A 14,154-nucleotide genomic window follows, 5' to 3' on the forward strand; every position below is an offset into this window, starting at 1 on the left:
CAGCAAAGGCCCAGATGACGCAGGCGCGTTGAAACTTGTTAACGAAACTAGGTTCAGTGTTCTGAAGCATTCGCGCGCGGAGCCAAGTTTATGAGTTTCTTCACCCTTGTCGGTTCAACGGCCAGCACCTTATCGCCTGAGCTGATCGAGGCTATACGGGCCGAGTTTGAAGCCAGCCAGGCCCAAGCCACTGAGAATCTGAACTTCGTCTGGACGATGGCCGCCGCTGCGTTGGTTTTCTTCATGCAGGTTGGTTTCTTATTTTTAGAGGCTGGGGCCGCGCGATCCAAAAACTCCATCAATGTGGCCCAAAAGAATCTGACTGATTTTTTTATGGCGACCACGATCTTCTTCCTCTTTGGGTTTGCCCTGATGTTCGGCCCGAATGTCATGGGCGTGTTTGGCTGGTCCAATGAATATCTGTTTGGGCCCAGTCAATCGAACTGGTCGATGGCATTTTTTGTATTTCAGGCCATGTTTGTCGGCACGGCCGCAACGATTGTGTCTGGGGCTGTGGCTGAGCGGATGACGTTTTCATCCTATATCGCCCTCACAGCCGTCGTGGCCGCTGTGATCTACCCCGTGTTCGGCCATTGGGCCTGGGGCAATCTTCTCGAAACTGAAAACACGGTTTGGCTGGCTGATCTGGGCTTTATTGATTTCGCGGGCAGCACGGTCGTGCACTCAGTTGGCGGATGGATTGCGCTGGCCGCGATTATCTGTGTCGGCCCACGGATCGGGAAATATACTGGCGACCAAAGTGTCACCGAGATCAAAGGTCATTCCATGGTAATGACAACGTCTGGGGCTTTGATCCTCTTTGTCGGCTGGATCGGATTTAATGGCGGCTCCACGACCGCGGGTTCTGCCGATATTGGCCGTATCATTGCCAATACCGTGATTGCAGGGGCCATTGGCGGCACTTTAGGCATGCTGATGGGGCGCTGGCGTGATGGCTTATTCCGCCCCCATCGCGGGGTGAATGGCATGCTGGGCGGTCTTGTGGGCATTACCGCTGGATGCGATGCGGTTTTACCCGGCGGCGCAGCCATGATCGGGGTGATTTGCGGGATCAGTGTCGGCTTTGTTGAGGATTTACTCGATGAACGCTTCAAACTTGATGATGTTATCGGTGCGGTGGCGGTGCATGGGGTTTGCGGCGCGATCGGAACCTTATTGGTCGCGGTGTTCGCCATGCCTGAAAAACTCGTCGCGGATACGCGTATGATGCAATTGGGTGTCCAGGCGATTGGTGTGGTTACGGCCTTTGTGTGGACCTTTGGTCTATCTTTTGTGGCTTTAAAGCTGATCTCACCGATTTTCCACCTCCGGGTCAGTGAGAAAGACGAACATGACGGGCTTAATCATGCTGAGCACGGCGAGAGCCTGGGCACGCATGATCTTCAAAACAAGCTGATGGATATTATTACGGGTAAAGCCGATCTCTCTACGCGCCTGGATGAAAGTTCGGGCGATGAATCCGCCGATCTTGCTAAAATCTTGAACCCTTTCCTTTATAAGGTTCAAACCCTGGTCAATGAGGTCGCGCAAAACTCTAAGCGATTGTCTCATGACCTTGATACGATCTCCGAAAAGGTCAGCTATTCGGCCAATGATGTCCACCATGAAGCCATGCAGGCCGAAAGTGCAACACGCGAAGTGGTCAGCGGTAATCGCGCCGCAGAGACTGAAATTCGCGATCTCGCAACGCGGGCAGGCAGTGTCTCTGAAACCGCGAACGCCATTCGCTCCTCGATGGGGGATATGGTCGAGGTGCTCGATAGCTTGTGTGAAGCTATCGTCAATATTGATGATACAGCGGGCAAAGCCTCAGGCGTTGTTGATGAAGGCGCGCGGGTGGCGCGTGAAGCCTCAGAAACCATATCACGCCTGTCGGCGGCGGCAGAGCGTATCGAATCCATTGTCGGCTTGATTGCCGACATTCAATCACAAACCAATCTCTTAGCGCTTAACGCCACGATCGAAGCGCAACGCGCCGGCGAGGCGGGTAAGGGCTTTGCCGTGGTCGCAGGCGAGGTCAAAGCGCTCTCGAGCCGAACCGCTCAAGCCACCGAAGATATTCGCCAGGCCTTAACTGATATCATTCAAACCACGGGTGATAGCCGCAAGCAGATGCAAATCGCGAGCGAGGTTATTCAAACGATTAGCGAGAGTGTCGCGACCATTACCCAATCCACGCGGGCCGAATCTGATAATGCGCAAGGCGTCAGGCATACGCTCCATGCTGAGATGAAGCGCGTGGATGAAGTCGCCAGCGAAATCAGCCAGTTTTCCAGTGCGTCGCTTCAAGCCGCGGATCGCGCCAGCGATGCGGCCAGCCATGCAGAGCGCGCCGCGGCCTCGGTTGGCGCGATGACGGAACATGCGCACGCCAACCTAAAAACCGCGCAAGATGTCGCGGAGTCAGCCGAACATCTCGATGAGATCAGTGAGAATCTGGCGATCAAAGCGGGCGCTTTGGGGCAGAAGCGATAACGAGTAAGGCGCTGAAATAATCGCGCCTTACTCATACTATCTTTTATCTAGGGATAAATTGGTCCCATATTGAGATAAACTTCTAAGGTCCAGTGGCTATGCTCTCGACCATAAATTTGGCGTTCTAACAGCTGCTCATTATTGTAGTTTTCGTAACGCATTGTGGCCTCGCCGGGATTATTGGGGTCATGAGGCGTGGTTATGAAGTAAAACCCCTCAGGGAAATGAGAGCGTTCACTTAAACAGCCCGCATCTGGCGTATTGTAAAGAGCAATACATTCTTCAAAGTTCTCAGATGTAAATGCGCTCGAGCGTTGATAACGATCAACCCCTTGGACATCTCCCCAACTTGAAATGTTTTCGTCCAGCGTAGGGTGCGCCATAATCCAATTGTCGAGATCTTGATTTTCAGGGCGAAGTGGTAAACTCGCTTCAATCCCATATAATCGCACACCTGTGGTATTCTGCCTTAGCGATTGAATGATTAACTCACGAACATTAGGCCGGTTTGAATCTGGCATAGCTATCATCACATAATCACCTACACGACCTGTCGTAGGAGTATTTCGCAAATCACTGGCGCTAAGCCCCTTCGTATCCAAAACATGGATAAAGGGAGCATAGCCAGGCACATAGTCCAAGGTCTCAGGGTCCATTTTAATAAGAAGATTATGACGATACGACCCGCGCGGATTATAGGGACCATCTAAAAGGTCATACCGTATGGAGACCGATTCAAATGGTCCATTCTGGTTCACCGTAACTGGGATTGCTTCAAACGGAACTTTAAAGATTACACGGCCCCACGTGCTTGTTGAACGAACAGATTCAATCGCACGCATATAGGTATCAAAGTCGGGAATATTTAAGATTAAGATCATGCCCTCTAACGAGTTGCCGGAGGACGGGGTTAACTCACGCAGGACTTTATTCAGCAGAATGTAGTCCGTATTCCCATACTCACGAAATCCATGAAAACGTCCGTCTTGATTATAAATTTTCGAATAACCCAAAGATGAGCGTATATCGCTCAAGGTTAGAGATGAGATCAGAGGATTTGTGATATGGTCATCATGATGGACTTGGCCGTTGACGAGGACTTCTGCGTCAACTTCAGGTATGAAGTCGCCGTTATATCCGTCAATATTGGTTGTACGCGCTAAGGTCTCATCGCGCATCAGAATGACTTTTTGATCTGCGGTGAGGCGCAAATCCACCTCTGCGGCGTAAAAACCCTGACAGCGCGCCCATTGTAAAGCAAGCAAGGTGTTCTCACCGGCATAGCTGTCATCGGGCAGGGCTTGGTAAAATGACCCACCGTCCGCGATAATCATCGGGTGATCAGGAGTTGAATGCTTGATGGCATACCAGGAGTCGGAAATAGTGATCGCATCACGTTTCGGACAGTCCCAGGACGCATCCCAACCAGAGCCTTGCGCTTGAGCAAACGGTGACACTAAAGCCAAACAGAAAGTAGAACATGCTAAAGTCAGCCAGTGATTGTTCATGGTTTTACCTTTCTGCTTACTAATGTGAATCATTGGAATGAGTGGAGTCTGAACACAGTTCACGCGAGTAAATGTGTTGCGGAATATCTGCCGTTACTACTGCCGCCTGTTGCGCCCAATTGATGCGTACATCTTGATGATCTGGATTAATGGCTGTGTAAACTAAGCGGGATTTATAAAAGTCGTTCATGCGAATAGAATTGACGCTATAGCAGTTTGCAGGCGCTGCGCTGGTCGCACGGTGGCATTCAGCTGAGTCAGAAGATGTATTACACTCTTCATGATCATCATGAGTGTGAAGCGGAACGCGACGAATATAGTCGGGTGAGCGATATACGCCCCAAGGCAACACCCCACTATAATTTTGTAAGTTGAGCTGTCTGTTATTTTGGATCCATTGGTCCGAGTGTGTCATGCCATCAAACAATAAGGCCTCAACGCCCATCAAGTTAAAGACGTTACTTACAGTGCCTACACCAAATATGTCTCCGTAAACGAACTGCTCTATGAATTCAATTTCCATATAGGGCTCTATTTCTTCATATGGATCTATGTAAACGTCATATATTTCTGCTTGCGGTGTCTGAGAATAGAGGTTGTGCTTATCTGTAAGCATTTCCAAGGTTATTCCATTGTCATGAGCGACTTCTGTATTGAAAAACTTTAATTGATAATTATCAGGTTGATTCGGATTTTCAGGCCTCATAACCAAACCATTAAAGGCGACTACGAGGTTTTGCTTAACTTTATTTGCGCTCGTTATTCCCATCGAGCGCTCTAGCACATCCCAGTTTAAACGAGGGGTCAAATAGCTATGTAATTCATGAGGCGCAAATTCAACTGGTATTGCCTCAGTCCAGACTTTAAAAATGACTCTATTCCATGCATTATGGTCTCGAACTATTTGCATAGCCCTTTGATAAACGTCGTAGCTCTGTATATCCAGAATTAAAACCGTGTTTTTAATAGGGTCAATATTGCCTTGCTCTTGTACTTTTGCTAGGAAGCCTTCAAACAGTATTTCAGAAGGGGAGTTGTAAGTCACTGCGTTACGAAATTGCCCAAAATCATCCATTCGGATTGACAAGAAATTATCTAGTAAAATGTTGGATATTGTTACACCTTCATTGGAATCGCCAATACCTTCTTCACGTGAATAAGGCGAATTGATCCTGCCTGGGGTGATAAACTCGGCAAGGTCCTCAGGTTTAACGGATGGGGTAAAATGGGGGTGACGACCTATTGTTGTCGTTCGCATGGGGCTTGAATCATGCATCATGATCAAGTCTCCATCCTGTGTAACGCGCAAATCAATTTCCACGCCCGCATAACCTTGGCACGCGGCCCAGGTATAAGCGGTATAGGTGTTTTCAGCGGCAAATTCGTTATTGGGTAAGGGTTTGAAAAATAGACCTCTATGTGCAATCAACGTGCGAGAGGAATCATTTTGACTCGAAAAATCATTGCTATGCGTAAAATCCCGATTTGGATCAGGACGAGCATTTGCAATGCGTGCCATATTATCGTCCAAGGAATGTGATGATACACATCTAGAATTCCAGCTTGAATCCCAATATGTGCTATCTTGGGCCTGGCTCGCACTGGGTAGGCTGAGAAGGCATAAGCTGAGCGTTACCGCACTGATTACGCCCTTTGATCGTCTATTCAACATGATCATTCCTTGGATGTTGAGTGGTGTAATTTATTGTACGTGTGATGGGGTTAGGGCTGTGATAGATCTTGGCGGCAGTAATGCTGATCTTCACGACAGCGCGCGGCTAAATAGGTCATCAAGACATCAGGATGGTCGGTCTGGATCATCGTATAGCCCTGATCGATGAAAAGCCCCCAGACGGTATCAGGATCACTGAGTGCGCCTGCATCGCCCAAACCCGCTGAGGTCCAACCTGAGAGGGAATTGACCCAGGCCCGTACATGCGCGGTGCGCGCGGCCTCTACACCTTGGATGGAAAAGTCGAGATCATCAAAAATATACTCGATGGCCACAGGGCGAGCCGTAATATGTGCAAAAAAATCAGAAACATTCCCCACTTCTTGCGAGAGTATTGGCATTGCCAAAACCTGATCAAAAGGGGCAAGGGATGAGAGAAGGGGCTCACTGGGATCCATCCACTTTTTCATCAAGATGTGGTCTTGCGTATCGGTCTCTTGCAACACAGCGAAGGCAGCATCATAGACATCAGCCTTGGCATCCAAATTGATCAAGATCCGCCCTTTAGCCGCTTGCATGGCCTCTTTAAAGGTTGGGATGTGCGCCTGTGTTTGCTCAGCAGATTCGCCCCCAAATCCGACTTTTAAGGTAAGGGCTGAAATCTCTTCATACGTCAGGTCACCAACCCGGCCGCTGCCATTGGTCGTGCGATCAACACGCTCATCATGCATGAGCACTAACACGCCATCGCGGGTTTGGCGTACATCCAGCTCCACCATATCCACACCCATCGCGATGCAGGCTTGAATGGCTTCAATAGAATTCTCCGGGGCGCGTTGAGTGCAACCGCGGTGCGCAATCACGAATATATGCTGGATGCTGGCATCTTGCAGGCTTGTGCGTAGCTGCTCTATACGTTGTACAGTCTCATGGGTTTGTGCGCTGGCTTGATTTAGCGCCAAGTTCAAACCTACTGCCATCCACAGCGATGATAAAAAGCTAGTCCGAATCATGCAGGCCCTCACGCATTTAATTTCATCTAAGGGTGAAGACGGATGGATGCGCGAAACCCCCACCTAATATTGCCAATGAAAACCCATAAAAAGCGCCTGCCCAAACAGGGAATAATCCGTAACCAGATTGTGATCTGGACCTGTTAGTTCCTGGCTTCGCGTGTTGGTGAGATTGCGCCCTTCCAATAAAACAATCGTAGAAGGGCGCAGATGCCAGCGTATTTGCGCATCCAAAGTTTGATAATCATCGATATAGGTCTGACGCTGTGGCGTGAAGAGATCTTGAGTTTTGAGATATCCACCGGTGAAGTTATAGGCAAGGCGCGCTTCAAAACTGCCATCTTGATAAAAACCAACAAAATTAAGAAGGTGTTCTGGCTGCTCAACGCGTTGATGGAAGGTGAGGCTAGCCTTGGGCTTTTGCCCAGACTCGATATGAGTTTGCGCGGCAATATAGGTATAGTTGGCACTCACCCCGAGATGATTAAGCGGCGCTGGCAGGCCTGAAAACTTTGACTTAATCAAATTCAATTCAAACCCTGTAACCTCTGCGCGGCCAGCATTTAAGGGGCGAAGACGATCGCTAGGCGCATAAATAATTTCATCTTGTATAACTTTGCGAAATGCACCTAACACAATCAAGCTTTGGGCATTATCAAAGCGCCATTGTGCAGAAAGATCGTAATTATTGGCATGACGGGCATTGAGTGTAAGGGGCAAGGGCACGTCGAGTGGGTTTTCACGAACACTTGCGAGTAAATCCGGATAATTCACCCTGGCGATGGCTTGATAATAGGCTGCACGTAGACGAATATCTTGAGTAACGTCATAGCTAAGATAGGCCGACGCCAGAACATCACCATAGCTTTGCGTTCGTTCATTTAAAGCAATCCGGCTTTTGATAAGGCTATAAGTCTTTAAGGAAAGATCGCTCATCTCATAACGCAATCCTACACCACCATGCCATGGGCCGTGAGCATAGATGACCTCGCCATAAGCCGCGCTCACCCCATCGCGGACCGCAAAGTCCCGGCCCCATGTATCGCGTAGGCTTTGCGTGTAGATAAAATCTTCTGGGCGCAGCGCTTTGAGCGCTAATGCGCGATCATTACCGATGATCACAGACATCAAAGGCGCATAAGGCGCGCGATAATGAGCAGAAAACTGGCCTTGCTCGTTGAGTAGAATGGGCGCTTGACCGTTGAAATCATAGCCATAGCGTTCCCCATCAAAGCGACGCTCACTCGTGCGATGAAAGACCCCTCCCGTTAAACTATAAGGAGTGGTGCCAAAGTTGTGAGTGAAATCCATGCGTGCAGAAAATACACGCCCTTCATTGCGGGCCGTTTTGGTTTCAATACGAGTGAGATGGTAGTGACTGAGGTCTGCGGCTGGAGCAATGTTTATAAAGTTAATTCGGCTTGGCGTGCGCGCTTGACTATAATCATACTCAAAATCAAGCCCACCAGGAGGTCCGCGATAGGCATAGTGAACATCACTGCGTCCACCATCACCATCTCGATAAAGGCTTTGTGAATAGGCAAGCTGGAATTGGATACGATCGTTGGAGCCAAGATCGTAGTGCGCATCAATGCCTAATCCCCAAAGCCGTTGCAGACTGGGGGTGTCAAGACTTTCCAACCCCCCTGAAACCTGTTCAACGCGTCCGGAATGCACCTGAATCTGGGCATGATCAACATCGCCCGCTAGTACCAGACTCTGGCGGTAAAAACGTTCTTTTTGCTCAAAAAAACGCCCACTTAGATCCACACGAAGGTGCGAATACGGGCGCATTTCAAATTTGGCAAAGCCCCCAAAACGCTCCAACCGGTTTTCAATACCATTCCAAATTAAAAAGTCGGGAACGAATTGTGCATTGTCATAATAGGCGAGGTAACGCTCCTCATCCTGATGGCGTAAAAAATAACTGCCAGCGAGTACGAGGCCTATTTTTTCTTTCTCACCAAAGGTCCGCGCCAAAGCTGCGTCTGCACGTACGGCCACAGGATTAGCCATTGCGTCAAAACCATCTGCAGTGAAATGGCCTAGGGATAGGTTTAAACTGGCAAACGGGTCATGACGGTCAAAGGCACTTCGCGTTTGTAAGTTAACGCCGCCGCCAATCATTTGTCCCTCGTGTGAGCCGTCACGCACTTTGATCACTTCGATGGCTTTAAAAAGTGCGGCCGGTAGGGTTTCGACAAAGTCGCGCCGTTCAGGCAAAGAGGGCTCGCTGGCAAAGGCCATATTATCCAGACTTACCAATACATAATCGGGCGAAAGTCCGCGAATACCGATGGCAATTGCTTCTTCTTCATCACGAATACTGACTACGCCGACAAGCCGTCGGGTGGCATCAACAATGTTGAAATCCGGCTGACGACCAATATCGTCCTGCACCAAGGAATCGCTGATGAGGGGGGTGTCGAATATATGAGCAATTTGCCCCTGGAGTTGAAAGCGCGTGCCGATGACAGCAATGGTTTCTGGGGCTGAAGGCTGAGGCAAAGGTGCACTAGCTTCATCGCGATGTGATTGGGGGGGCTGTTCAACGATGCTCGGTTCAAGATGTACAACAATCAAGGGAGGATGACGGGTGTCAACTCTAATGGTTTGGGGGGCTGCCAAGTTTTCAAGAGCTTGACCTAAACGATAGATGCCAGACAGCTGGAAAGACTTTGAACCGGGGGCTGGGGTTTCACCTTCTATAAGGATGGATACCCCGCATTGGCGCGCTAAAGTTACAATCGCGCTAGTAAAATCAGGTGCCTCTAGCGATAAGCGACATACCTGATCTATATGCGTGCTTTGTGCCACGCTGAGCGGTGTCAGCGCGAGGGGTCCCAAAAGACTTATGATAAAGCCTATCCAAATCGCGCCCTGACGTGTCACTATTTTACTCAGGCCCATTAAGCGAATGAAGCAAAATTAAAACTCGTAATGCGTGAGTATTGTTTATTCCTCAAGTGGAATATATCCCAGCTCTATGACAATGAAGTCACAGAGCTGGGAAAATTGGCTAGTACATTCGACAATCAGGGGTAGTCGAATACATCTAACCCTTAGTATTTATAGCTAAGACCAACAAAATAAGCACGACCAAAGACTGAATAGTCCTCAGGGCGGCTATGCGATGGCCCGGTTAAACCGACATTTTCTTCATTGGTTAAATTGCGTCCTTCTACCATGACCACGAATTGGTCATTCAGCTGCCAACGCGCTTGAGCGTCCACAGTTTCGAAGGCTGCGATGAAGGCGTCATCATCGGGATTAGTCGGATGAATACCGCTCGCAAATTTACCGGTATAATTATAGGAGATGCGCGCATCGAGCGGACCACGTTGATAAAAGAGCGCGACATTGGCCAAAGTTTCAGGCTGTTCTACTAAGAAGTCGACGTCACGCGACTTGCCATTACTGGCCAAAACAGTCGCATCAGCCTTGATGTAGGTGAAGTTTGCAGAAACCCCAAAATCCGCCAAAAAACCAGGCAGGCGATCAAATCGGTCTTTGATCAGATTGAGTTCAATCCCGCTTAAATGAGCCGCTTCGCCGTTTAAAGGCTGGGTTGTGATCACTGGGGCGTTATTGAGATTGGTGGTTTCGGTCAATTTGAAGATCTCATCCTCAATCGACTTATAGAAAACGGCAACCGATGCCATCGAACGTCCACCGTCGAAATAATACTCTAAAGACGCATCAAAATTATCAGCGATGCGCGGATCAAGATGTGTATTGCCCCCTGAAATGGTCGTAACACCGGCTGATTCCGTTACCGTTTGGGCTGGATTGAGATCGGGGTAATTGGCCCGGCCCAAGGCGCGATTATAACCCAGACGGATGATCAAATCATCACTAAGGTCATAGCTAAGCCCGGCTGAAGGTAAAAGGTGGGTGAAGTCATGACTATCTTCGATCGGTTGAAGCTGGCCATTGATACGCGCATAGGAAGAGGCACTGACATCTGTGCTCTCTATGCGCAGCCCCGCATGGGCATGGAGGCGATCACGGTTATAGTCCAGATTGGCATAGCCAGCGTAAATCGTTTCTTGGACTTTAAAGTCACTCTTTAACAGATTGGCGGGGTTTGTTTTATCCTGGAACTCACCAGGGTGGGCATCTCGATAAGCCAAGAGGGCTTGGTTATCAATTACCACAGAGCGCATGGGCGCATAGGGTGCAACATAGTCATCAGACAAGCGCCCAAATTGCGTGAGGCGCAGAGGGCTAGCGCCTACATATTTATAGTCATAATTAGCCTGATCAAAGCTACGATCAGCGCTACGCATCCGTGTGCCGAGATCTACGCTGAAACCGGTATTGACGAAGTTATGACTTAATCGGGCTTCCACATCCAGCGCCGTGCCGTCATTGTTACGCCAATCATTTTCAATCGTTGAAAGCTGGTAGTTATTCAAGTCTTCCGCTTCGGCCAGATTGAAAAAGGTGTGTTGTGGGGGAATGCCTTCACCTTCATAGCGATAGCCATAATCCCAGCCCCCACTCGGCCCACGATAGGCAAAGGTCAGATCCGAGCGATCACCATTACCATCGGTCGTTTTCCCGCTCGCTAATGAGGCGCGGAAAAACGCATGAGTATGCTCGCTAAAGTCATAATCAACTTTGAAATTATACCCGGTTTGGGTTTTACCATTCTCAGTGATTAGATTTTCCAATGAGCCACCGGTGTCACTCACCGTGCCTGTTGTGGGGCTAAGTACAGTGATATCATCTCCCCAGAGAACCAAGCTGGCACGCTCAAAGGTTTCTTTTTGACGGAAATAAAGCGCACTAAACTCCACCGCCAAACGATCACTTGGACGGTATTCAAATTTAGCAAAACCACCATAGCGTTTCAGCGGGTTTTCAATACCGTTCCAAATGCTGAAATTGGGCGATTGATACCCATTGTCATAAAAATTAAGGGCGCGAGCTTCGTCCTGATCCCGCTTGAAATAACTGCCTGCCAACACAAGGCCAAACTGATCTTGCGTGCCGAACGTGTTGGAAACAGTACCGTCTAAACGTAAAGATGGATCATTATCACGGCTGTCATAGCCATCAGCAGTAAATTTACCGATTGACCCTGTAGCAGTGGCAAACAATCCCTCACTGTCATAAGCGCTGCGGGTCACAAAATTGACCTGACCGCCAATGGCATTGGCGTCATGAATAGCGGTGCGTGATTTAGTAATGTCGGCGCGCCGGATTACTGTTGATGGGATAGCTTCCACAGATGTACGTCGTTGCAAAGCAAAGTCGGCTGAGGCCAGTGCCCCGCCATCCAATGTTACGAACGTAAAATCAGGATTTAAACCGCGTACAGATAAGAAAAGACCTTCCTCCTCATCACGCACGGTGCTAACCCCGGCGGTGCGGCGCAAAGCATCGGCTATATTGAAATCAGGTAAGCGACCGATTTCATCTTGGGAAATCGAGTCCATAATCGTGCCCGCATCACGCTTGGCACTGATAGATTGCAGGTTCTGTAACCGTGTACCGGTCACTGTAATAACATCGCTATTAACACTGGAATTGCTGTCTTGAGCATGAGCGCTCATGCCCACAAAGCTAACCAGGGCAAGACCTGAAGCGGCCATTAACAGTGATGGTTTTTGAGCGATCGCTCGACGATAAAGTTTGGTCATAAATGACGCCTTCACAAAGAAAATCAGACAATTGTTAAGGCGCGAATTGATTCCGGCTTGGTTAAGGCCCGTCCCCCAATACGCGTCATGGGTAAGGACGCATCTCGCTATCTAGTCCTTACCTCCGCGCTTGCAAACTTCATAAAAACTTCATGAAACTTTGTGTCAGGACGCTCTAGGAGAGCGCGTCAAAGCGGTGGGCATCAGGATCGATAAGGGGCCAGTGTGGACGGATTTGCCGACATTAATACGCTCTACACGGCCTATCGAAGCCGTCTGTACGCCTATTTTCTGGCCAAGTACATCAGTCCGGCTCAGGCGGAAGACTTTGTTCAAGACGTCTTTGTCAAATACCAAAGCGCGCGTTACGAAGTCGAAGATCATCGCGCGCGGGCTTTGCTGTTTCAAATCGCCAATAACGTGTTTTTTGATCATCTGCGCCGTCTGCGGACCCAACGACATCATGGTCTGAGTGCGGAACAAATGTCTGAGCTTGATCATGCTCATCAAGGTCAAGATGATAGCGTGGATATCGCGCGGGCTTTAGAGGCCAAGCAGGACCTACACGCGGTTATCGCATTGCTACAAGACTTACCCCCCAAGTGCCGGGATGTTTTCATTGATTTTCGTTTTGCAAATTTGAGTCAAAAAGAAATTGCCACACGTCGCGGGATCGGTCTGAGCATGGTTGAAAAGCATGTTGCTACGGCGCTGAAAAAACTCAAAACTGCACTGGAGAGGTAAGGGGATGAAGTGCCGATACGTCTTTTCCCCTAGAATGAGAGTAGTCCTGCAGATGAAAGCGCGCCGTCATGACACACTCTAAAGCTGAAGTTCAAGCTCGTGCTGCCCACTGGGTGCAAGCGCTGGACATGCGTGAGCTCAGCGCGGAAGAGTGGCAAGATTTTCAAGCCTGGTTGAGCCTTGATCCGCGCCATGGTGAAGCCTTTAGTGAAGTTCAAGCCTTGTGGAATGCTAGCGCTGTAGAAGACCATGAACTTGACCAAATTTTGGCTTTACGGTCTGGACCTTCACCGTCCAATCATTCGCCATTTTGGAGTAAACTGCCGACTATTCATTTATGGCAAGGCGCGCTTGTAAGTTTAACCGCAGCCCTGATCGCCGTTGCGATTTCTATACCGATATTTATGAAAACGGGTCAAACGATTGACTATGCGACGGCTATTGGTGAGCGCCGAGATATTACTCTGGCCGATGGAACTTTGGCAGACCTCAATACGCAAACACAGCTCAGCTATAGCCATACATCCAATCTGCGACGGGTCGTCTTTGATCAGGGTGAAGCGTTTTTTGATGTCGCACACAATCTTGATCGTCCGTTTGAGATTCAAACCGGGCCCCATACCATTCGTGTTTTAGGTACTGAATTTAATGTCACATATTTGAATAACACGCTGGAAGTATTGGTGGTGCAAGGCCACGTCACGGTTAATCCAGGTGAGGGCCGTGCGATCATCCATTTGCACGCGGACGAGGGAATACAGATATCTGCTGACGGTGATATCACGACGAAAAGCCTCAATGCAGCCCATGATCTAGCTTGGCGCGATGGCACATTTGTCTTTGATGATTGGACCTTGTCAGAAATTCTCACAGAGCTTGATCGCTACTATATCGAGGATCTTCGTCACGCTAATTTCGAAAATGAAACGCGCTATAGCGGTATTATTTATTTAGAAGATTTACCGGCAGTCTTAGAGCAATTAAGCGCATTAGCAAATCACAATATTACGCTATTTCAAGACGATAGCCCACACTCTTAACCAGAGCTGCGGGCCTATCATCTATGCCGAACA

General features: G+C 49.0%; 8 protein-coding genes. 3 read left to right on the top strand and 5 right to left on the bottom strand.

Annotation, left to right across the window (positions count from 1 at the left end; translation table 11 throughout):
* The first annotated feature begins 90 nt into the window (after positions 1 to 90).
* Complete coding sequence (gene amt, locus H151_RS16245) at positions 91 to 2,496, top strand: ammonium transporter (RefSeq protein ID WP_019961776.1); 2,406 nt, start codon at positions 91 to 93, stop codon at positions 2,494 to 2,496.
* A 47-nt stretch (positions 2,497 to 2,543) separates the two neighbouring features.
* On the opposite strand, the gene H151_RS0111300 is transcribed toward amt, so the two are convergent.
* From H151_RS0111300 to H151_RS0111330, 5 genes are all read right to left on the bottom strand, one after another.
* Complete coding sequence (locus tag H151_RS0111300) at positions 2,544 to 4,004, bottom strand: glycerophosphodiester phosphodiesterase (protein ID WP_169336746.1); 1,461 nt, start codon at positions 4,002 to 4,004, stop codon at positions 2,544 to 2,546.
* Between the two features lie 19 nt (positions 4,005 to 4,023).
* Positions 4,024 to 5,523, bottom strand: coding sequence for a glycerophosphodiester phosphodiesterase family protein (locus H151_RS0111305; RefSeq protein ID WP_169336747.1), 1,500 nt, complete (start codon positions 5,521 to 5,523; stop codon positions 4,024 to 4,026).
* Between the two features lie 203 nt (positions 5,524 to 5,726).
* Positions 5,727 to 6,689 (bottom strand): glycerophosphodiester phosphodiesterase family protein, encoded by a 963-nt coding sequence (locus H151_RS16250; protein ID WP_019961780.1) that lies wholly within the window; start codon positions 6,687 to 6,689, stop codon positions 5,727 to 5,729.
* Positions 6,690 to 6,752: 63 nt separating this feature from the next.
* On the bottom strand, positions 6,753 to 9,197 hold the full coding sequence (locus H151_RS17150; RefSeq protein ID WP_169336748.1) for a TonB-dependent receptor: 2,445 nt from the start codon (positions 9,195 to 9,197) through the stop codon (positions 6,753 to 6,755).
* A 554-nt stretch (positions 9,198 to 9,751) separates the two neighbouring features.
* A complete protein-coding gene (locus tag H151_RS0111330) occupies positions 9,752 to 12,337 on the bottom strand; it encodes a TonB-dependent receptor (protein WP_083918563.1) in 2,586 nt (861 codons plus the stop codon).
* Positions 12,338 to 12,562: 225 nt separating this feature from the next.
* On the opposite strand from H151_RS0111330, the gene H151_RS16260 reads away from it, so the two are divergent.
* Together H151_RS16260 and H151_RS0111340 are read left to right on the top strand one after the other, a co-directional pair.
* Positions 12,563 to 13,081: an RNA polymerase sigma factor gene (locus tag H151_RS16260; RefSeq protein WP_019961783.1), complete on the top strand. Its 519-nt coding sequence runs from the start codon at positions 12,563 to 12,565 to the stop codon at positions 13,079 to 13,081.
* 128 nt (positions 13,082 to 13,209) lie between these two features.
* Positions 13,210 to 14,121: a FecR family protein gene (locus H151_RS0111340; RefSeq protein WP_169336751.1), complete on the top strand. Its 912-nt coding sequence runs from the start codon at positions 13,210 to 13,212 to the stop codon at positions 14,119 to 14,121.
* The last annotated feature ends 33 nt before the right edge of the window (positions 14,122 to 14,154 follow it).

Source organism: Woodsholea maritima DSM 17123 (assembly GCF_000382325.1).
Classification (GTDB): domain Bacteria; phylum Pseudomonadota; class Alphaproteobacteria; order Caulobacterales; family Maricaulaceae; genus Woodsholea; species Woodsholea maritima.